This window comes from Ralstonia pickettii (assembly GCF_030582395.1).
In the GTDB taxonomy this organism is placed as follows: Bacteria; Pseudomonadota; Gammaproteobacteria; order Burkholderiales; family Burkholderiaceae; genus Ralstonia; species Ralstonia pickettii_D.
The window spans coordinates 703,671-721,906 of record NZ_CP104382.1 but is presented as its reverse complement, the minus strand read 5'-3'; the positions used below and the strand labels follow the sequence as shown (position 1 = coordinate 721,906).

At 61.6% G+C, this 18,236-nt stretch carries 19 protein-coding genes; 9 read left to right on the top strand and 10 right to left on the bottom strand.

Translation table 11 applies throughout. The features are described 5' to 3' along the window. Positions 1–5 precede the first annotated feature (5 nt). A complete protein-coding gene (locus N5B55_RS19965; RefSeq protein ID WP_304541563.1) occupies positions 6–452 on the bottom strand; it encodes a hypothetical protein in 447 nt (148 codons plus the stop codon). Between the two features lie 559 nt (positions 453–1,011). Then, positions 1,012–1,905: a LysR family transcriptional regulator gene (locus N5B55_RS19960; protein ID WP_178962420.1), complete on the bottom strand. Its 894-nt coding sequence runs from the start codon at positions 1,903–1,905 to the stop codon at positions 1,012–1,014. A gap of 206 nt (positions 1,906–2,111) precedes the next feature. Between N5B55_RS19960 and N5B55_RS19955 the strand changes: the two genes are divergently transcribed. The 3 genes from N5B55_RS19955 (at position 2,112) to N5B55_RS19945 (ending at position 4,528) form a co-directional block, all read left to right on the top strand. Next, positions 2,112–3,239, top strand: a complete 1,128-nt coding sequence (locus tag N5B55_RS19955) for an MFS transporter (RefSeq protein WP_304541556.1) — start codon at positions 2,112–2,114, stop codon at positions 3,237–3,239. Positions 3,240–3,377: 138 nt separating this feature from the next. After that, complete coding sequence (locus N5B55_RS19950; protein ID WP_304541547.1) at positions 3,378–3,788, top strand: (R)-mandelonitrile lyase; 411 nt, start codon at positions 3,378–3,380, stop codon at positions 3,786–3,788. Continuing rightward, positions 3,785–4,528 carry an SDR family oxidoreductase gene (locus N5B55_RS19945; RefSeq protein ID WP_178962236.1) on the top strand — a complete coding sequence of 248 codons (744 nt, stop codon included), beginning with the start codon at positions 3,785–3,787 and terminating at the stop codon, positions 4,526–4,528. Before N5B55_RS19950 ends, N5B55_RS19945 begins: the two co-directional genes overlap by 4 nt. Before the next feature lie 115 nt (positions 4,529–4,643). Here N5B55_RS19945 and N5B55_RS19940 read toward each other — a convergent pair whose 3' ends face one another. Both N5B55_RS19940 and N5B55_RS19935 read right to left on the bottom strand, forming a co-directional pair. Beyond that, complete coding sequence (locus N5B55_RS19940) at positions 4,644–5,276, bottom strand: pyridoxamine 5'-phosphate oxidase family protein (RefSeq protein ID WP_304541539.1); 633 nt, start codon at positions 5,274–5,276, stop codon at positions 4,644–4,646. 71 nt (positions 5,277–5,347) lie between these two features. After that, the gene (locus tag N5B55_RS19935) at positions 5,348–5,899 is read right to left on the bottom strand and encodes a carboxymuconolactone decarboxylase family protein (RefSeq protein WP_065855181.1); all 552 of its coding nucleotides are present in this window, start codon (positions 5,897–5,899) and stop codon (positions 5,348–5,350) included. 179 nt (positions 5,900–6,078) lie between these two features. Between N5B55_RS19935 and N5B55_RS19930 the strand changes: the two genes are divergently transcribed. Continuing rightward, complete coding sequence (locus N5B55_RS19930; RefSeq protein WP_154205881.1) at positions 6,079–6,981, top strand: LysR family transcriptional regulator; 903 nt, start codon at positions 6,079–6,081, stop codon at positions 6,979–6,981. A 75-nt stretch (positions 6,982–7,056) separates the two neighbouring features. Here N5B55_RS19930 and N5B55_RS19925 read toward each other — a convergent pair whose 3' ends face one another. Continuing rightward, positions 7,057–7,746: a hypothetical protein gene (locus tag N5B55_RS19925; RefSeq protein WP_304541534.1), complete on the bottom strand. Its 690-nt coding sequence runs from the start codon at positions 7,744–7,746 to the stop codon at positions 7,057–7,059. Beyond that, on the bottom strand, positions 7,724–9,901 hold the full coding sequence (locus N5B55_RS19920; RefSeq protein ID WP_304541528.1) for an alkaline phosphatase family protein: 2,178 nt from the start codon (positions 9,899–9,901) through the stop codon (positions 7,724–7,726). The genes N5B55_RS19925 and N5B55_RS19920 overlap by 23 nt, the downstream gene beginning before the upstream one ends. 370 nt (positions 9,902–10,271) lie before the next feature. On the opposite strand from N5B55_RS19920, the gene N5B55_RS19915 reads away from it, so the two are divergent. From N5B55_RS19915 to N5B55_RS19905, 3 genes are all read left to right on the top strand, one after another. Then, positions 10,272–11,237 carry a MerR family transcriptional regulator gene (locus N5B55_RS19915; RefSeq protein WP_304541526.1) on the top strand — a complete coding sequence of 322 codons (966 nt, stop codon included), beginning with the start codon at positions 10,272–10,274 and terminating at the stop codon, positions 11,235–11,237. Positions 11,238–11,353: 116 nt separating this feature from the next. Further along, positions 11,354–12,106 (top strand): SDR family NAD(P)-dependent oxidoreductase, encoded by a 753-nt coding sequence (locus N5B55_RS19910; RefSeq protein WP_304541517.1) that lies wholly within the window; start codon positions 11,354–11,356, stop codon positions 12,104–12,106. Then, a complete protein-coding gene (locus N5B55_RS19905; RefSeq protein WP_304541511.1) occupies positions 12,103–12,558 on the top strand; it encodes a DUF3429 domain-containing protein in 456 nt (151 codons plus the stop codon). Before N5B55_RS19910 ends, N5B55_RS19905 begins: the two co-directional genes overlap by 4 nt. A gap of 213 nt (positions 12,559–12,771) precedes the next feature. On the opposite strand, the gene N5B55_RS19900 is transcribed toward N5B55_RS19905, so the two are convergent. The 3 genes from N5B55_RS19900 to N5B55_RS19890 all read right to left on the bottom strand — a co-directional run bounded on the left by N5B55_RS19900 (position 12,772) and on the right by N5B55_RS19890 (position 14,855). Further along, positions 12,772–13,500 (bottom strand): anti-sigma factor, encoded by a 729-nt coding sequence (locus tag N5B55_RS19900; protein WP_154205878.1) that lies wholly within the window; start codon positions 13,498–13,500, stop codon positions 12,772–12,774. Further along, a complete protein-coding gene (locus tag N5B55_RS19895; protein WP_065855167.1) occupies positions 13,497–14,207 on the bottom strand; it encodes a sigma-70 family RNA polymerase sigma factor in 711 nt (236 codons plus the stop codon). Before N5B55_RS19895 ends, N5B55_RS19900 begins: the two co-directional genes overlap by 4 nt. A gap of 63 nt (positions 14,208–14,270) precedes the next feature. Further along, the gene (locus tag N5B55_RS19890; RefSeq protein WP_065855166.1) at positions 14,271–14,855 is read right to left on the bottom strand and encodes a fasciclin domain-containing protein; all 585 of its coding nucleotides are present in this window, start codon (positions 14,853–14,855) and stop codon (positions 14,271–14,273) included. Positions 14,856–15,326: 471 nt separating this feature from the next. Here N5B55_RS19890 and N5B55_RS19885 point away from each other — a divergent pair, with 471 nt between their 5' ends. Together N5B55_RS19885 and dbpA are read left to right on the top strand one after the other, a co-directional pair. Continuing rightward, the gene (locus N5B55_RS19885; RefSeq protein WP_304541500.1) at positions 15,327–15,512 is read left to right on the top strand and encodes a hypothetical protein; all 186 of its coding nucleotides are present in this window, start codon (positions 15,327–15,329) and stop codon (positions 15,510–15,512) included. Positions 15,513–15,526: 14 nt separating this feature from the next. Next, positions 15,527–16,924 carry an ATP-dependent RNA helicase DbpA gene (gene dbpA, locus N5B55_RS19880; RefSeq protein WP_304541495.1) on the top strand — a complete coding sequence of 466 codons (1,398 nt, stop codon included), beginning with the start codon at positions 15,527–15,529 and terminating at the stop codon, positions 16,922–16,924. A 66-nt stretch (positions 16,925–16,990) separates the two neighbouring features. Here dbpA and chrA read toward each other — a convergent pair whose 3' ends face one another. Beyond that, positions 16,991–18,226: a chromate efflux transporter gene (gene chrA, locus N5B55_RS19875; RefSeq protein ID WP_304541489.1), complete on the bottom strand. Its 1,236-nt coding sequence runs from the start codon at positions 18,224–18,226 to the stop codon at positions 16,991–16,993. Between the last annotated feature and the right edge of the window lie 10 nt (positions 18,227–18,236).

Sequence of the window (18,236 nt, the reverse complement as noted above, 5' to 3'; positions counted from 1 at the left end):
AGGCATTACCCCTTTGGAGGACGGCCGGTTTTGATCGACTCTACGCGTGCCACCGCAGCCAGCAGGCGTTTTGCTGGAAGCGATGCCAGCAAAATGATTCCGGCGCGGAGCAGCTCGCTTTTCTTGACCCTTCGACCGTCGGCAAGGCACCGCTCCTTAAGTTCAGCGAGCTTGCGATAGTCCTGTTCCGGCATCGAAAAGCTGTCCCGCACCACCTTCGCCTTTTTCGATTTCTGCCTGGGTGAAGCCTCCGGAGGGTTCGCCTCCCCATTTGCACGTCTGCCCTTCTTTGGGCCGCTCTCGGCGACTGAAGTTGAACCGGCTTTCGCCGCGTCTGCGCTCGTCGCTTGCGGATCTGCGCCGCTCACAGCTTTGGCACGGCGCGTTTTCACCGTATCGTTTGTAGACGCGGACTGATCCGTGGTTGCTTGCTTAGCCGTTTCAATTTCCATAACTCCCCCCTTTTCCGATGTTTGCGAAAACAGTATATACAGTTTCCGCGCCGCTTAAAGTTTGAGCACGTCGACACGACCGAAGCGCACCAAGGGTTGGCGGAAGGCGGGAGATGTCTTGTCCACAGCTGTTGGGGATAACATTGCGCCCCCCTTGCCTTGACCGATAGGTATGTCGCAAGCCACCGGCAAATTCGAAAGCCATCTAGCCGTTTTCACTAACGCCGTTGCGGAATTGGGGTAACTCCGAACGGACTATGGATACGGCAACGCTAGGGACGACGCTCAATACAGCGCGCAGCCCGCGCTGCAACTGCTCAAAAGATGCATCTACCAAGCAGACCGTTACGCCGGCATGCGTATCATCCTGCAGGCCGACGACGTCAAAGAGCCCGTCATCATCTCGCCGGCAGCCATCAGCAGAGGCGCGCCCGGGCGCTCTCTCACTTTGCGCGGGCGTCGGCACTGATTTCGGATCTGCGGAAGACGGCATAGGGGGTGGGATCGATCGCGCCGATCGAGTCGCTCGTATGGCCGATCGCAGCCAACTCCAATGACGCTAGCCTCGATAGCGCAACGCTTCCACAACCAACGAAAACGCAGGAGAAGGCTGCCGCCGGCTTGGGTAGTAGAGGTGGTACCCGGCAAATTTCGGACACCAGTCTTCCAGCACGCTTACCAGCCGTCCGGCGGTGACATGGGACATCACCTCATCTTCGGGCAGCAACGCCACACCGAGACCGGCAAGCGCAGCGTCCACCTGCGGGGGCGCGGTATTGAAGATGAGGGGCCCGTCCACGCGGACGTTCACCTTGCGGCCGCGCCGCTCGAAGTCCCAGACGTACAGGCCCCCTGAGGTCGGCATGCGCTGATTGATGCAGCGATGCTCCGTCAGATCCCGTGGGACCTTCGGCGCAGGATGAGCCGCAAAATATTTTGGCGATGCAACCACAGCCAGACGCAATGGTGGCCCGATCGGGACGGCAATCATGTCCCGATCTATCGTGCTGCCCATGCGCACCCCCGCATCGAAGCGGTCGGCCACGATGTCGCGAAACCCATAGTTCATGTCGAACTCCACCTTGATATCCGGATAGGTCCGCAGCAATGGGGCTAGTTTGGGCAACAAGGTGCTCTGCAGAATGTGATCGCCGCACGTAATGCGGACCGTGCCTGCCGGCTTATCCCGTAGCGCTGTGAGAGCGTCCAGTTCGGTTTCGATTTCGTCGAAGCGGTGTCCTATCGCAAGCATCAAGCGCTCACCGGCGGCCGTAGTCGACACGCTTCGTGTTGTCCGTGTCAAAAGCCGGATCTGGAGCCGCTCTTCCAAAGCGCGGATGGATTGACTCAATGCAGACTGGGTAACCCCCAAAGTCGCTGCGGCGCGCGTGAAGCTGCCTTCGCGCGCAACAGTCACGAACCCCAACAGTTCGTTCAGGTTCCTCCTCGCCACGATTCCCTCCGATTCATTAGCCAGGCTACTAAATTCATTAAGCATTCATTATCTAGAAGCACGCGAGCGCCGTCACCATAATTTGGGGCATGACTAAGGCACCATCAAACCTCGCTACCCAACTCTGCAGCAAGCGGCTGCCAGCACCATCAGGTCTTGCAGCCGGCAGCGTCGACGGACCAAGCCACTGGAGTGGCGTGTTTTCCATGGCGCTGTGCGTGTTTGCACTGATCGCATCGGAGTTCATGCCGGTCAGTCTTCTTACGCCGATCGCAACAGACCTACGCATCAGCGAGGGCGTGGCGGGTCAGGCGATCGCCGTGTCCGGCGCCTTCGCCGTCTTGACGAGCCTCCTGCTTCCCGCACTGGCGCGCCGGATGGATCGCAAGACCATCCTGCTGTGCATGACCGCTTTCATGGCCGCGTCCGGCCTCCTGATCGCATCGGCGCAGGGGCTTGTGATGTACATGATGGGCCGTGTGCTCGTCGGCGTGTCCGTCGGTGGCTTCTGGTCAATGTCGGCAGCCACGGCTATTCGTCTCGTACCCGCAGCGAAGATCCCGCGGGCGCTGGCGATCTTCAACGGCGGCAATGCCCTTGCCACAGTCATCGCCGCCCCGCTTGGCAGCTTCGTTGGCTCGCTGGTCGGATGGCGCGGTGCGTTCTTTGGTCTCGTGCCGGTCGCCGTGCTGGCCTTCGCGTGGCAGTGGGTGAGTCTGCCATCGATGCGGACGGCCGCTCCGGCTCGCCGATCCCGCAACGCAGTGCGCCTGCTGGCAGATCCGCTGGTGTTTAGGGGAATGGCTGCGGTCGGCCTTTTCTTCATGGGGCAGTTCTCCCTCTTCACCTATGTCCGCCCTTTCTTGGAGACGACGACGAACGCCAACGCCTCGACCCTCTCACTCGTACTGCTCGCGATCGGTGTGGCGGGCCTTTTCGGCACCGCCATCATCGGCTGGTTCCTCTCCCGCAACCTATACCGCACCCTGGCCACCATCCCGCTCGTGATGGCCTCTGTGGCCATAGCGCTGGTTCTATTCCGAGAGCAAAGCGCCGTCACCTTTGGACTGCTGGCCGTATGGGGGCTGCTGGCGACCGCCGCGCCGGTGGGCTGGTGGAGCTGGCTAGCAACGACGATGCCGGAAAGCGCTGAAGCCGGCGGTGGGTTGATGGTGGCCGTGGTCCAGTTGGCTATTGCATTGGGCTCGACGGTGGGAGGAATGCTATTCGATGCCCACGGCTACGCCGCCACTTTCGGCTTCAGCGCACTGCTCTTGGTGTCTGCGGCGGTGATGGCATTGATCACGGCGTATCGCAATCGGCAAGTGGTGTGAATTACCAATCTAAAGGAACATCCATGGATTTCTCGAATTCTCGCCGGCGCGCCCTGCAAGGCGCCCTGGCTCTCGGAACGGCTGCCGCGGCTGCAGCGCCGTCACTGGCGGCTGACCGAAAACGTCCCAACGCAGCCCGTGTGCAATCAACCGGGCGATGGGACAAGGTCCCCATCCATCAAGGGGCCCGCCGAATGGTTCACGGGGAGCGTTCGCATCGATCCCTTGAGCAACCCTCCGGCGCCCGCTCGCCACTCGTGCGCCGCCGTGACGTTCGAGCCGGGAGCGCGAACCCATTGGCATACACACGCGCTTGGGCAGACGCTTATCGTCACAGCGGGATGCGGTTGGACGCAGTGCGAGGGCGAAGAAAGAGTGGAGATCCGTGCCGGCGACGTGATCTGGTGTCCGCCGAATCACAAGCATTGGCATGGCGCTACGTCGACGACAGCGATGACGCATATCGCCGTTCAGGAGGCACTCGACGGGAAGCCAGTGGAGTGGCTGGAACCTGTTTCCGATGAACAGTACTTGGGAGACAAGCCATGATCAAAGACAAAGTCATCATCATCACGGGTGCGTCGTCAGGCATCGGTGCGGCAACTGCACGACTGCTTGCTGCGCGAGGTGCCAAGGTGGTCCTTGGTGCGCGCCGCGAAAATGAACTGCGACAACTCACGGATGCAATCGAGCATGCCGGCGGCCAAGCCACATATGCCGTGATGGACGTGACCCGGCAGTCTGACAACGACGAGATCGTCAACCTGGCCAAGCAGAAATTCGGGCGTGTCGATGTCATGTTCCTGAACGCCGGGCTCATGCCGAACTCGCCTCTCTCCGCGCTAAAGACGGACGACTGGCATCGCATGATCGACGTCAACGTCAAGGGTGTCCTGAACGGCGTCGCCGCAGTGTTGCCCTCGTTCATCGCGCAGAAGTCGGGACACGTCATTGCAACGTCATCCGTAGCCGGCCTCAAAGCCTATCCCGGCTGCGCAGTGTACGGTGGCACCAAGTGGTTCGTGCGGGACTTCATGGAAGTCCTTCGCATGGAATCTGCGATGGAAGGAAACAACATCCGTACGGCGACGATCTACCCGGCCGCGATCAACACCGAGTTGCTGGACACCATCACCCACAAGGAGTCTGCCGACAGCATGCATGCCATCTACCAGCAATACGGCATCAGCGCGGACCGGGTCGCCGAGGTCGTGGCCTTTGCGATCGATCTGCCCGACGACACAACCGTCAATGAGTTCACCGTTGGGCCCGCCAACCAACCATGGTAGGGCGGCGAAAGGCGACGAGTGAGACCATGAAATCAATTCCGTTGCGGCCGCAGAGCTGTATGAACTTGATGCGCGCCTACGCTGTTACGCCTGTGGCTGGCGCCGGTGCCCGCCATCATTCCTGAGCACTGGCGCGCGTCGCCTGCTCTTGCAGCTCACGCACTTGCTCCTCCAGCAAACGGATCCGCTCGTCCTTCTCTTCCAAGACCTTGCGCACATCGTCCGCATCGAATCGCTGCGGGATGTGCTGCGGGCAATTCATGTCCCAGGCTTCGACCGTGAACACGATGACACGCTGCGGCTTTGCCTTGTAGTCCTTCCGTGCGAGCTGTTCGATCAATTGCAGGTCTTCCGACACCGTCGCCGTTCCCCAGAATTTGATTCTTCGGCGGCGCGCATAGTCGATCATGAAGAAATATGCCTTCGGATTGTCCGCGAGGTTGCCCAGCGTAATGAACTGCTGGTTTCCCGCAAAATCTGCAAAGGCGATCGTCTTTGCATCGAGCACATGCAGGAAGCCGCGTGGCCCCCCGCGATGCTGGATGTACGGCTGCCCAGCCGCATTGGCCGTCGCCAGAAAGACACTCGTCTGTTGACGGATGAAAGCGGCACAGTCCGGCGTGATCGTCGTGTGCCAGCCTCGGCCCTTCTCCACGCTCGCGTAAAGCTCACGCGAGCCGTGCCGCGTCTGTATCGCCTTCACGGTGGAGGTGAAAGCAATGTCGCTCGGATATGCCCTCTGATTCATGACAGCCGCTCCATGCAAAGCCGGAAGCGCGGACGGTATAGCAGCGCTTCCTCGCCTCCGGTGAGGTTCGCTCAGGCGACCGCTTCGGCGCTCACCAGAGGGAAGTCGATTTCCGTCTGCGCGACGACGTTGATGTAGTTCGTCCAGACGTTCAGCGCAACGTTCTGGACAATCTCGATGATGTCGGCATCGGTGTAGCCCGCCGCCTTGACGGCTGCCAACTCCACGTCAGCGACACGCCCGCGCTGTTGGGCAACCAGCACAGCAAAGCGTACGGCGGCATCGGCCTTTGGGTCGTTCGACTTGCCGTGCCGATTCGCAGCGATCTCGGCGTCATTGAGTTTCGCGACATTTTTCGCGAGGTAAGCGTGCGCTGACAGGCAGTAATCGCAGCCGTTGACTTCCGCGATTGCCAGGGCAATCCGTTCGCGTGTCTGCGCGGATAGCTTGCCCTTCGCAAGAGCACCAGACAGCGCTAGATAGCCTTCGAGCGCAGCGGGGCTGTTCGCAACCATGCGAAACAGATTGGGCACGACGCCCAGCTGTTGCTCGACGGCTTCGAGTAGCGGGCGGGATGCGGCGGGTGCATCGGCGATCGTGGTGGGGGTCGGAATACGGGGCATCGACGTCTCCTTTCAGGCGGGTTGAACAGCGACACCCGTACTGTAGGTATTTCCGATCAACAGGATAATGGGCTCGAATCGGGAATGATTTTTCCACTCGGTGGTAGAGTTTCCGAGCATTGCCGGGGCACCTGAAACCGCAGAGGCCTCACGTTCCCTACAACCCTCCAGCTAGAGCCATGGACCGACTCGAAGCGATGCAGGTGCTGTTATCGGTTGCCGACGCAGGCAGCTTTTCCGCTGCTGCCAGGCATCTCGGCATGCCGCTGACGACAGTCAGTCGCAAGATCACCGAACTGGAATCGCATTTGGCGACGCGGTTGCTGATCCGCACCACGCGGCGGCTTTCCTTGACCGAAGCAGGCGCGGCCTACGTTGCGGCGTGCCGCAAGATTCTCGGAGAGGTTGATGAAGCTGAACGCGCCGCCACCGGCGAATACGCGACCCCTCGCGGCGAGCTGTCAGTCACCGCGCCAGTGGTGTTCGGCCGGTTGCATGTCACGCCGCTGATTGCAGAATTTCTCGCCACGTACCCGCAGATCGATGTTCGGCTTTCGCTGGTCGATCGCAGCCTCCACTTGCTCGATGAGCACGTCGATGCGGCAGTGCGCATTGGCGCTCTGCCCGATAGCAGCATGGTGGCAACGCGTGTCGGCGAGGTCCGCCGGGTTGTCTGTGCCAGCCCCGCGTACCTTGAAGCGCATGGCGTTCCCGCCACGCCCGCTCAGCTGAACGTGCATACGTGCGTGACGTTCAATGCGCTGGACACTGCGCAAATGTGGACGTTCCCATCTCGCTCCAACAAAGCAACGAACGTCGAGATCCATTCGCGGCTCGTGGTCAACACCGCGGACGCGGCCATCGCCGCTGCAGCCGCGGGCGTCGGGCTCACGCGCGTGCTTTCGTATCAAGTGGTGGATGCGGTCGCGCAGGGTTCGTTACGCATCGTGCTGCAGCACTTCGAGCCTGCGCCGCTGCCTGTGCACGTCATGCACGCCGGTCAAAAGCCTTTGCCAATCAAGCTGCGAGCGTTTCTAGATTTTCTCGTACCACGGTTGAGGCAACGGCTCGTGGCGATCTAATGGTGCGGTCGCCGTTCGCCGTCGCCAAGCTTGCACCGGCCCGGTTAGTCGACGGGTCGCCTGATGAAGCAGCGCTCAATCGCCCTCAATGTCGGCGTTCGCATCATTGCGGACGAATCCGGCATCATGAGTCACGAAGACTTCGTCCCCAATCGGCTGGTGCTCGACCTGCGTAACACGCCAGACGGCAGACGCGTTGGCCTCTGACCAGATCACCATTGGCAAGTGCTCCCGGGCGCTCCAGCAGATCCGATGCGTGGTATTGCCCTGCGAGAGCACATACCAACGGCATGTCGACGCCGGTGCCGGCGCCCCAGCAGGCGCAGTGGTCGGCGCAAGACGATAGGCGCCGACCGGATGCCGCAAGCCGTGGGCCATATCGAACCAGTCACTGAAGTGGCCCAGGCGAATCAAGTTATTGCGATCAATTCGCGTGGTGATCCGCTTGCGGTAGTCCACCACCGTCATCTGGTATTCGAGCGGATCGGCAGTATTCCGAACGACATACGTATCAAGCGCGTCATCCGTCTTGCGCCGCAGGCGCACTTGTCTGTCACGCCAGACCTGCAGCGCGTGCACGCCATCGCTGGCCGTGAACTCGGCCCGATAGAACAGCGCTGCAGGCTCGGTGCCAGACTGGAAGACCGATTCGAACGTCACCGCCGGGCGCCCAGCCGCGGCTGCCGGTGCCGGTGCCAACACCGCACACAGCAGCACCGCGCCTGTCGCCCAACGGCTCGCATTACTGGCGGACAGCCTTGGCATAGTCAAAGTATCGGTAGGTCTTGCCATCAACGCTCAGATCCTTCACGGCAAGGTTGATGGTGTAGCTGCCCTGGGTCAGCGCAGTATCCTTGGTGGCGCCCGTCGGGTCGGTTGGCACCTCAAAGCTCAGGCCGGTGGCAGGCGCAGCGGGGCTCACCGTCGACGCCTTGATGCTCGGCGCGGTCGGGCTTGCCGGATTGACCAGCGCCTCGTTGATGATGCGGCCGTCAGCCTGTGGCATCGACAAGCCCAGCAGATACGCAACCGTCGGCGCCACGTCAACGTTGCCTGTCGGATTGGTCACAACGGTACTCGTGCGGAAAGACGGGCCGCTGGCAATCAGCGTGTTATGCACGTCTGTCGTACCAAAGCTGCCGTGCATGCCGCGTTGGCCACCGGTGCTTTCGAACTCGATGCCGGGCATGCCCTTGATCGAGACCTGATCATCCCAGTTGAAGCTGACCACCACATCAGGTTGACCATTGTTCTGCCGCTGCGCGTTCTCCAGGTTGACCATGGACATGGGCAGCGTGCCCGGGAGCGCGCCGTAGCGGCTATCCACGAAGATCGCGCCATACTCTTCGCGTTGTTGCAGGACCTTCACGAGGTTCTGAACCGTGGTCGCGTCATGGCTTGGCACATAGAAGTAATCCGAGCCGCCATTGGCCGCGACCACGATGCTATTGGCCGGGAGATTGCCAGGAGACGGCACCTTGAAGCTGGCAACAGGCGATGCCAGACTCGCACTGATCGCTTGGTACTTTGTATTGGCCGCACCACACAGAGAGCCGGTCGTATCCACCTTGACCGGCACGGTCGGCGTACCGTTGGCCTGCAGACCGTACATGGCAGAGGTTGTACAACCCGAGCCGTCGTACGCCTTGAAGCCCCGATAGGTGAGCAAGTCGGCCGAGCGAACGTCGCCGGAGAACGAGTAGCCCGTGGCAGATACCGCACCGATGGCAGCTGCATCCGTCCCGCTGGTTGCGCCATTGACGGGCGTGCCGCCAGGCGCAGTACCGGACGGCGTAATGGCGCGCAGGGGGTACAGCGAAAGCGGGCCCGAGACGCTGGAATGGCCGTGGTCCGAGACCACGATCAGGTTGGTACTTGCGTACAGATTGTTCGCCTTGAGCGCGTTGATCAGTTCGCCAAGGCGCTGATCCTGTGAGCGCAGGCCAGCGATCGCGTTTGCCGACCCAGGGCCGTAGCCATGCTCCACGTTATCGGGCGTGCGGAACCAGATCAGCGAGAGCATCGGCTGCTTCTTCGGCAGGATGTAGTTGGTGAACACCGACAACATGTACTTGTTAGCTGCGTCCTCGGGTGCACCCTGGGTGGTATCGCTGCTATCGCGGGCCGCAATGGCGGTCACGCCACTGGCACTGTCATAGGCCGTTGTGTTGAAGGTGATATAGCCGGCGCGCGCGGTCGGATCTCCGTTCGTCGCAGCCAACGTGACGGCGTTGGACCCCGAGTATCCGTACTGCGTATTGAACGGCAGTGCGTAGCCGGCGCTCTGCAGTTCGGTGACCAGGCTACGCGGCTGTACCGTGTTCTCGTCGAGAAAATATCCACCCTGCCCCAGATCCTGGATGAAGGCGGCGCCGGACTTCCCTACGGTGGCAGTCGTCAAGCCTGCAGCCTGGGCCGAAGCAAACAGACTCTTTACCAGAAGCAGCTGCCCCCCGTAATAGTTGTTGAGGGTGGTCAGGACCTGGTAGTCCTCGGTAAAGATCGGATCGACATAGTCAGCCGATGCAGCCGCTGTTTTGCCGCTGTTCGGCGTCCCGAGGTTGCCCGCCGGAATGCTGTTGGTCGCGCCCTGCGGCGGCGTCCAGAACGTGTTGCCGTAGAACCCGCTGGTCTTCGGGAACGCGCCCGTCGCAAAGGACGAACCGTTCATCATCGTGAAGGTCGGGTACGTTGAATGGTTGTCGCTGAAGTTGACACCTGCCTGGCGCAATGCATACAGGTTCGGTGTATCCGTGGCATTGATCGAGTCCGGGCGCAGCCCGTCCCAGACCATGACGATTGTTCGCGTTGGTTGGCTCTGCGCTGCAGAGGTGCCACTGCTCAATACAGAGTCGCCACCGCATGCGGCGACAAGAATGCTGCCAGCCAAGGCGGCTGCCAAGCCGTACATGTGTTTCATGTTGAATCCCCTGGAACCATCAGTCGATACTGGCGCAGGAGACTAAGTTTGATATGTGACGGAACCGTGACGTCGCACAGAAGCTGCTGCGAACGCAGTCGGCGTTGTCGAGTTTGAGTTGGGTTCCGGCTTAAGGGCACGTTCGTCAACGGGCCAGTCTCGGGGGAAACTCCCTCTCGACTCTTGAAACCCAATGCGTAACGGCGGCCGCGCCATCCAAGGCGTCCGCAATCCCTCTCGGCATGCAACGTCCCGAGCAACATACCGATGCATTTCTGACTCATTGGTGAGCATTACCGCTCTCCGCAGCACGGTGCCCTGTTCGCAGCCTGCCCAGCGTATTAACCTGCACGGGCAGTGAGGAGGACTTGTGAAAAGGCTCTATAAGTCATTAGCCCCCAGACATTACCGAAGCGGCGAAGCGGCAAAACTGGCTCGAATGTCGGCATCGACCTTGCGCATTTGGGAACGCAAGTACGCCGTCGTCGCGCCGCCGAAGAGTGCTTCGGGCCAGCGTCTTTACACAGAGGAAGACATTGAGCGCTTGCGTCTGATCAGAGGACTAGTCGATGGCGGGCATGCCATCCGTGCGGTGGCGAGTCTCAATGTGGAGTCTCTAAGGGCTTTGGTGCGATCGTCTGCAAGCGCCCATTCGGCACAGTCCGAGCCGATTTCGCTTTTGATGGTGGGACCAGTGTCGCTTGCTATCTCGGATTCGGCCTCGGACAGCATGCATATTTGCGGGCATCCGGGCTCGTTGGAAGAAGCGTTCCGGGACGCACGAGCAGGGTCGAGAGCGGATGCGCTGCTAGTCGCCGTGCCTTCGCTTCAGGAGGACACCCTTCTTCGCATCGTGGCGCTGGCCGAAGCGGCCCACGCGAAAGCGATCAGCGTGATCTTTACATCGGGCTCGCCCCGCGCAATTGAACGCGCGGGCCTCGGCGGCTTGCGTGTGGTCCAGCAATCCGATGCTGAAGCCAGGCCGGGCGCGCTCATCACAGAACTCGTCGACTGGGCGATGGCCCTCCGCCAGGCGGACATCCTGAATGCCGACCCGCGCTCGCGGGCGGCGCGTCGCTTCGACGACAAGGCGCTCGCTGCTTTCGCCGGGCTCACTTCAACGATCCAGTGCGAGTGCCCCCGGCACTTGGCCGAACTCGTCAGTCAACTCAGTGCATTCCAACGTTACAGCGATGCGTGCCTGTCCCGCTCGCCGCAGGATGCACTGCTGCATCGCCGGCTCGGTAACGTCGCAAATCGGGCTGTACAGCTACTTGAGACGGCGCTCGCGGAGATCGTCCGCCATGAAGAGTTGCTGACGGGTGCCCAGCGCTAACTCACTCTGGCGCGCCACGTGACGGTGACCATGAACCGGTTTGAGCGATCGGTATTGAGCCTGCCCACGACCCTTGCGTTGTCTGTGTTCGGTTGGAAACCTATCGGGAAGCAAAGATGGGATTTGTATGGATTACTGGAGCGAGCGGCGCCGTGGGCTCCGCCCTGGCGCGACGTTTGAGCAGCTCGGGCATTCCTTTGGTACTCACAGCGCGAGATCAGAGTAAGTTGGAGCAACTCGCTGAAGGCCTTCAGGCAGCTCCGACTCTTGTGTGCCCGGCCGACGTCGCAGATCGCAGTAGCGCTCAGCGTGCTATTGAAGCGGGGGTGGCGCAATTCGGAGCCCCGACAGGTCTAGCTCACTGCGTCGGATCGATCATCATCAGGCCGCTCCACCTCACGTCCGATCACGAACTTACGCAGGCACTCGACGCGAATTTCTTTTCGGCGTGGAATGCATTGCGCTTGTTTGTGCAGCAAGCCCTTAGTCACAAGGCTCCCGCAAGTGCGGTGTTAATCGGCTCGGTTGCCGCCACTGCGGGCTTCCCGAATCACGAGGCCATTGCCAGTGCCAAGGCAGCCGTCGCTGCACTTGCGCAGTCAGCTGCGGCAACCTATGCGGAACGGAATATCCGCGTGAACTGCATCCATCCGGGGTTGACGTCGTCAGCAATGTCATCTCGACTGACCAGTGCGCCAGCAGTTGCGGAGCGACTTGCAAAGGCGAATCCACTGGGCAGGCTCGGACAAGGAGACGATACCGCGGCGCTAGCGGAGTTCCTGCTCAGCCCTGCAGCATCCTGGATCACCGGCCAACAAATCGGCGTGGATGGCGGTCACGGGCGATTGGTCATACCACCAAAGTCATGACTACGGATACGGCGAGCCAGCGCGGCTTCGCAGCCTTGCTCGGTATTGGCGGGCTCATACCCTTCATCGTGCTGGCCGGGCTCTCTCTGGGGGATACATCAAGCCGCGTTGAGTACCAACGTTCACTGCTGGTGTATGCGACGTGCATTACGTCGTTTGTAGGGGCAGTGCACTGGGGTCTCGCCCTTCGCACGGCAAGCGCAACGCGCGTGCCTCGCGTGCAACTCGTCTGGAGCGTTGTTCCATCGCTCGCTGCCTGGGTGGTCGCAATCAGCAGCGAGGTGCCCGTTGCTCTTGTCAGGATGGCCGTTGTGTTGGCGGTCTGCTGGTTGACGGACGCTGTGTTTGCGCGTCGCGGCGCAATACCTGCCTGGTACTTTCGGCTACGCAGCGTACTGACCGTCGTAGCAGTGGCGTCGCTGGCGCTTTCGGGTTTTGCAGGCCTGCTCTAAGTGCCGAGGGCGGTGCACTCCGCGCCGCCCGCACGCATATCTACGAGGTTGAAGTCGACGGTTGTGAGCGCACGCCCCTCCACGCACTGGTCACTAGGCGCAAAGGCAACACGAGCGTGACAAGCTACGTGACCACGACGTTGCTCGGCGCTTCAAACAGTGTTGAGCAGCACTGCGGCATTGAAGCTACCTACGCAGAGATAGACAATCGCATCACGTCTCATGCATGGCGCCCTTGCCGACCACAGGACCCGTCGCTTGACCCGTCGGAGAACCGCCTTTGGGCTCTACCGAAACAGCCAGCGCTGAACGGGCATTGAGTTTGGCGGCGTTTTCCTTCGACAACACAATTGAAGTCGAGCGATTGGAGGGGAAGACGCCCAACGAAATCGGTTTGCTGTTTTCTGGAATCAGCCAGAGTTCTGTTGAAGCACTGTCCGAAACCTGAAATGCGACGGCCGGCACGACGATGATCTCGCGCTTTGCTTTGTCGACGGTCGCGGTCCAATGGGGCACGCCATCGTCCCCGGTGATGGCCGTGGCAGCATAAGCCGACTTCAGCCCGGACGGGGCTTCCGAGGTCGGTACAAGGAAGAGATTCACCGCGACGACGGCGACCATTGCAAAGGTTGTCGCGAGCGCCACCAGTCGCCAGAACTGAATGCTGTTCCAGAAACGCTGCATGCGAGACTCCGGAACAGACTGGGGCGTGCCAGTGCGTTCGACGAGCCCCAAGTCGGCTTCGATTCGCCTCCACACACGCGCCGGTGGCTGCCTGGAAGTCACAGTCTCACCAAGGGGTGAAAGACGAGACGCCCAAGCATCGACTGCTGCTTGCAGCCCAGCCTCTTCATGCAGTGCACGCTCCACGGCGCTACGCTCTTCGGTGTCCAGCAAACCGAGAACGTATTCGGCGCATTCCAGATCGCGATCTGGCGTCATGACTGCTGCTCCAGGCACATTTTGAGTTGAAGCAGGCTGCGTCGCACCCACGTTTTCATGGTGCCGACCGGTACGCTCAGACGCGCGGCGAGTTCAGCGTAAGTCACCCCGGTATAGAACGCTTCCACGATCACACCACGCTGGCGCCCCTCCAGCTTGCGAAGGCAACTTTCCAGACGCCGACGCTCCTGACTCATGTCCACCACTTCGGATGGCGTTGCCCGCTCATCAATGATCTGGCCCCAATCCGCCTCTTCGGCAGTGGTCTCGCGCGACTGCCGAAGTCGATCGATCGATTTGTTCCTGGTGAGCGAGATCAACCATGTCATGGCGGTCCCCCGCTGCGGATCGAACTGATCGGCGCGTTGCCAGATGGCGACGAATATATCCTGCAGCACGTCTTCGGCTTCGCCTGAACTGCGCAGGATGGTGTACGCCAACGAATAGAGTTTGGGAGAAGTCAGCGTGTAGAGTTCTGCGAACGCCGATTTGCTTCCTTCGCCCGTCTGCTTGAGCAGCTCAGCAAGCCGCTCGCGGGCGGCTTCCTGGCGCGCTGATAACGTGCCCTCGGCTTCGGGCAAAGATGCTCCGACAACGTGCATATGATTTCGCCTGCCTCGGTTGCCCATGACGGGATGCGGCAAAGGTATATCACCGGCGTGCTTCCCGCAATGAACGTCTTGAGCGTAGCGAAATTGAGATGACATTGCCTTCCTCCCGTCATGATTCGAGCGCGCAAGGGCATACGCCCTTGCGCTTCACAAGATGGGTTACGGCATCAATACCTTGTCCACGACGTGAATCACGCCGTTCGACTGGTACACGTTGCCGATCGTCACGACGGCGACACCGCCCTTGTCGTCAGTGACGGTCAGGCGGTCGCCCTTCTGCATGACCGTGAGCGGATCGCCCTCCACGGTTTTGAGCATCGCCTTGCCGCCGCCATCTGCGACGGCCTTCATCAGGTCTTGCGCCGTAAGCCGGCCGGGCACCACGTGATAGGTCAACACCTTGACCAAGGTGGGTTTGCTTTCCGGCTTGAGCAACTGATCGACCGTGCCGGCCGGCAGCGCCGCAAAGGCCTGGTTGGTCGGTGCAAACACGGTGAATGGCCCTGGCCCAGACAGCGTTTCAACCAAGCCGCCTGCCTTCACGGCCGCAACAAGCGTGGTGTGATCCTTCGAATTGACCGCATTTTGAATAATGTTCTTGGACGGATACATCGGAGCGCCGCCCACCATGGTGGTCGCTTCGCCATCGCCCATTGCAGCCATCGACACGGACGCATAGCCGCCAGAAATGATTGCGAGGGAAAGCAGAACACCAGACAACTTTGCCAGTTGATACCGTTTCATCGTTGACCTCTATCGTGGCGCTTCGCAACGTGGAAGCAACCGATATACGAGACCAACGGGCTGTTGGATGCACATTCGGATCGCGCGACGGCGCAGTAGCATTCCCAGGATTGCGTTGGCTTTGCGTCAGGAATCGACCTCCTGCAGATCAGAGGGTGTGCGGTCGCTGATCCTGGCAAGTTTTGCTCAGGAGGTTGGGATCGCTACTGTCTGAGCTTCGTTTTTACGGAATGTTCGTCGCAGCTCTTGGCGTTGAAGGCTTTCGGTATGGCAGCAGACTGCGCGCCGGGAAGCCAAGGCGGGGAATTTGAGCGGGAACCGCTACTTGTCCCAAGGCGGGGCGTTTCCGTGGTACAACCGGCGCCAGCGTTTCATTCGCTTCCTGCATTCAGACTGAACCCGGCGCACTTGCGGCCCGATTCCACATGCCTCGTCTCCGGGGCGCTACGACACATCCATCTAGAGAAAACCGTGTTCACTTGCATCAACCAGAGCTGCGGCACGCAGTGGCAGCTTTCCGAGGTCGCCATTAAAGACGAGGGCCAAGGGCCGCTGTTCCGCTGTGCGCTATGCGGCGCTCGCAACTATCTCAAACGCGTCGAAACCAAAGACGGCCGGGTCATCTACAAGCAAATCGAAGGCAAGCCGCTCAAGTGATTCAACGCAACGACATGACCATCGAACCGACCGCCGCGCCTTTCAGCACCCTGGCGCTCCCCCCTGCCGTGCTGGCGAACCTCACGCAGCTTGGCTACACCGACATGACGCCGATCCAGGCCGCAAGCCTGCCGATCGCCCTTGCGGGCCACGACCTGATCGCGCAGGCCAAGACCGGCAGCGGCAAAACCGCAGCGTTTGCGCTGGCCCTGCTCGCACGGCTCGACGCGCGCAGCTTCGACGTACAGGCGATGGTGCTCTGCCCCACGCGCGAGCTTGCCGATCAGGTTGCGCAGGAGATCCGCCGCCTGGCCCGCGCCGAAGAGAACGTGAAAGTCCTGACGCTCTGCGGTGGCACACCCATGCGCCCCCAGGCAGCCAGCCTGGAGCACGGCGCCCACGTCATCGTCGGCACGCCAGGACGCATCATGGACCACCTCGAGCGCGGCAACCTCGGGCTCGGCGCGCTGAAAACGCTTGTCCTCGACGAAGCCGACCGCATGCTCGACATGGGCTTCTTCGACGACATCGCGACGGTCGTGCGCCAATGCCCGGCCGACCGGCAAACGCTGCTGTTCTCGGCAACGTACCCGGAAGGCATTGCGAAGCTGAGCCAGCGGATTCTGCGCAACCCGAAAGAAGTAAAACTCCAAGAGCGCCACGACGACAGCAAGATTCGCCAGCGCTTCTACGAGGTGACCGACAGCCAGCGGCTGCATGCGGTCGGGCTGCTGCTCAAGCACTATCGGCCGGTGAGCACGCTCGCGTTCTGCAACACGAAGCAGCAATGCCGGGACCTGCTCGACGTGCTGCGCGCGCAGGGCATTCACGCGCTGGCGTTGCATGGCGAACTCGAACAGCGCGAACGCGACCAGGTGTTGATCCAGTTCGCGAACCGCAGTTGCTCGGTGCTGGTTGCGACAGACGTTGCCGCGCGCGGGCTCGATATCGCGCAGCTCGAAGCGGTGATCAACGTTGACGTGACGCCTGATCCCGAAGTGCATGTGCACCGGATTGGCCGCACAGGCCGAGCCGATGACAACGGCTGGGCGTTGAGCCTCGCCAGCATGGACGAGATGGGCCGCGTCGGCAACATCGAAGAAGCGATGGGCCGTGAGGTCGAATGGCACAAACTCGACGAGCTTGATACCGGCAACGATGCGCCGCTGCTGCCGCCCATGGAAACGCTGCAGATTCTGGGTGGGCGCAAGGAGAAGATCCGCCCCGGCGATGTGCTCGGCGCACTGACCGGGGATGCCGGCTTTCGCGGCGACCAGATCGGCAAGATCAACGTGACGGAATTCTCGACCTACGTCGCGGTCGAACGCGGCATCGCGCGCGAGGCGCTGCGCAAGCTCAATGCCGGCACGATGAAGGGCAAGAAAGTCAGGGTTCGGTTGATGGATGAGTGACGCGGGTGCTCTGCGCGGCTACCGGTTGCCAATTACCGGTTGCCGCTCGCGGGGAAGCGCGGCGTTTCAGCCCAGCATGGCGGCGGCGACCCCTGCCGCCGCACACAACGCCACCACGATCAACGGTGGCGTTTTCCATCGTGTCAGCAGCAAGAACGCAATCACCGCGACGGAAACATCGCTCCATGACCGGACTGCGCTCGTCCAGACGGGCGTGTAAAGGGCGAACGCCAGCAATCCAACCACGGCCGCATTCACACCCGCCAGCACAGCCGCCATGGAACGACGCGCGCGCAACGCCTGCCAATAAGGCAATGCCGCGATGACCAGCAGCAGGCCCGGCAGAAAAATGCCCACCGTGGCCAGTGCAGCCCCGGCCCAGTGGTTCAGCCCCGGCCCGATCGTCCAGCCGAGAAAGGCGGCAAAGGTGAACAACGGCCCCGGCACGGCCTGCGCAGCACCGTAGCCCGCGAGGAAATCGTTCGGGGTGACCCAACCCGTGGCGACCGTCTGATGCTCCAGAAGCGGAAGCACGACGTGCCCGCCCCCGAATACCAACGCGCCTGAACGATAGAACGCGTCGAAGACCTTGGCGGGCATCCACGGATGAAGCTCCGCGACCACCGGAAGGCCGAACAGCAGCGCACAGAACAGCACCAAGCTGCCAATGCTGGCCGCGTGGGGCACCCGGAATGCGGTTTCCTGCCCCTTCCCCGCTCCGCCACTGGCTCGCTGGGACGATCGACATAACGCCAGCCCAAGCCCGGCGCCGAGCACGATGACGACGAGTTGCGCGTAAACAGTCGTCAGCGCGCTGAGCACGGTGATGCTGATCAACGCAATGCCCGCGCGCTGCCAGTCAGGACAAAGCTTGCGCGCCATGTCCCACACGGCCTGCGCCACCACCGCAACGGCAACCAGCTTCAAACCGTGGATCAGGCCAGTTCCAACCGGGCCGCCCAGGCGCGGCGCGAGCATCGCAAAGGCCAGCAGCAACAGGACGGAGGGCAGCGTAAAGCCGCACCACGCCGCCAACCCGCCGCGCCATCCCGCCCGGAGCAGCCCGACAGAAAACCCGACCTGGCTGCTCGCAGGCCCCGGCAGGAACTGGCACAGCGCAACCAGATCGGTGAATGTGGCGTCGTCCAGCCAGCGCCGACGCTCCACGAACTCGCGGCGGAAATAGCCGATATGCGCGACCGGGCCGCCAAAACTCGTGAGACCCAGCCTGAGGAAAACCGCCAGCACTTCCATGGCAGACGCCGCTTGATGTGTGCGGGACGGAGTGGCAGATGCGGTCATTGGCGCAGGA

Coding starts and splice junctions, on each gene's coding strand:
- N5B55_RS19965 (WP_304541563.1), bottom strand. CDS start 452: ATGGAAATTGAAACGGCTAAGCAAGCAACCACGGATCAGTCCGCGTCT.
- N5B55_RS19955 (WP_304541556.1), top strand. CDS start 2,112: ATGGCGCTGTGCGTGTTTGCACTGATCGCATCGGAGTTCATGCCGGTC.
- N5B55_RS19945 (WP_178962236.1), top strand. CDS start 3,785: ATGATCAAAGACAAAGTCATCATCATCACGGGTGCGTCGTCAGGCATC.
- N5B55_RS19940 (WP_304541539.1), bottom strand. CDS start 5,276: ATGAATCAGAGGGCATATCCGAGCGACATTGCTTTCACCTCCACCGTG.
- N5B55_RS19935 (WP_065855181.1), bottom strand. CDS start 5,899: ATGCCCCGTATTCCGACCCCCACCACGATCGCCGATGCACCCGCCGCA.
- N5B55_RS19930 (WP_154205881.1), top strand. CDS start 6,079: ATGGACCGACTCGAAGCGATGCAGGTGCTGTTATCGGTTGCCGACGCA.
- N5B55_RS19925 (WP_304541534.1), bottom strand. CDS start 7,746: ATGCCAAGGCTGTCCGCCAGTAATGCGAGCCGTTGGGCGACAGGCGCG.
- N5B55_RS19920 (WP_304541528.1), bottom strand. CDS start 9,901: ATGAAACACATGTACGGCTTGGCAGCCGCCTTGGCTGGCAGCATTCTT.
- N5B55_RS19910 (WP_304541517.1), top strand. CDS start 11,354: ATGGGATTTGTATGGATTACTGGAGCGAGCGGCGCCGTGGGCTCCGCC.
- N5B55_RS19905 (WP_304541511.1), top strand. CDS start 12,103: ATGACTACGGATACGGCGAGCCAGCGCGGCTTCGCAGCCTTGCTCGGT.
- N5B55_RS19900 (WP_154205878.1), bottom strand. CDS start 13,500: ATGACGCCAGATCGCGATCTGGAATGCGCCGAATACGTTCTCGGTTTG.
- N5B55_RS19895 (WP_065855167.1), bottom strand. CDS start 14,207: ATGTCATCTCAATTTCGCTACGCTCAAGACGTTCATTGCGGGAAGCAC.
- N5B55_RS19890 (WP_065855166.1), bottom strand. CDS start 14,855: ATGAAACGGTATCAACTGGCAAAGTTGTCTGGTGTTCTGCTTTCCCTC.
- dbpA (WP_304541495.1), top strand. CDS start 15,527: ATGACCATCGAACCGACCGCCGCGCCTTTCAGCACCCTGGCGCTCCCC.
- chrA (WP_304541489.1), bottom strand. CDS start 18,226: ATGACCGCATCTGCCACTCCGTCCCGCACACATCAAGCGGCGTCTGCC.